The 750-nt window shown below is 38.0% G+C and carries 1 pseudogene; it reads right to left on the minus strand.

Going from position 1 to position 750, the window contains the following annotated elements:
* Positions 1–320: 320 nt before the first annotated feature.
* Positions 321–750, minus strand: a pseudogene (locus HGG74_RS20970) (spore coat protein CotH); the annotation flags it as partial.

Genomic DNA, 750 nt, shown 5'->3' on the forward strand with positions numbered 1-750 from the left:
ATGACCCCGAATCAGAGAAAAAAAACAAAAGGACAAATTTACATCTCATAAAAACTTTATCAGCTACATGTGCTGCGTTCAACCACACAAGCAGATCTTTAGATCGCATTTACGACACATTTCATTTTGTTTGTGCTTGTATTTTATTTATATCTAGATACATATGCTATTTGATAACAAAAAAGCAGATCGATTGATCACCATGCGCTTATTTTATAGTCAAGTTAACTAAATTTTTTACCGCTAGTTACTTTTTACAAAAACTCTGCTAACAAGATAAATAAATCGATCTTAATCAATAAGTTACCGGAGAGTATGAATTATCCTAAACGAATTCCGATTTTCACTTTCTGTTCGCTTTGAATCATCGACTGTTTTATTTGCGAGAAATTTCTCATCTGGAGTTGCTGTTTCTTAATCATCTCCGCGCTGTTCAGCACCAGCTCTTTACTGGATGAAGAGATTCTGTCTATGCCCTTAACCCCCAGGTTCTCTAGCTGCCACTCATTCCTGTGTGCAGTCTTCCAGCCATGCTGTACACCGTTCTTATCAAGTGCAGGGATTTTCACCTCCTTTTGTCCTAACTTCTTCAGCTTAACAAGATCACCTTTCTTAACGTTCTCGCGAGTGGTTAACTCACCAAAATCAGCCCCCCAATATGTTTTCTCCACGCCCTTGTTCAGTGTCTTAAGCTTTATGAAATGCTGCTTTGGTTTGGTTTTATCGTTCTGATAATGGTCGTAGCCAACA

Origin of the sequence: Arthrobacter mobilis (assembly GCF_012395835.1) — a bacterium.
GTDB classification, from domain to species: Bacteria; Actinomycetota; Actinomycetes; order Actinomycetales; family Micrococcaceae; genus Crystallibacter; species Crystallibacter mobilis.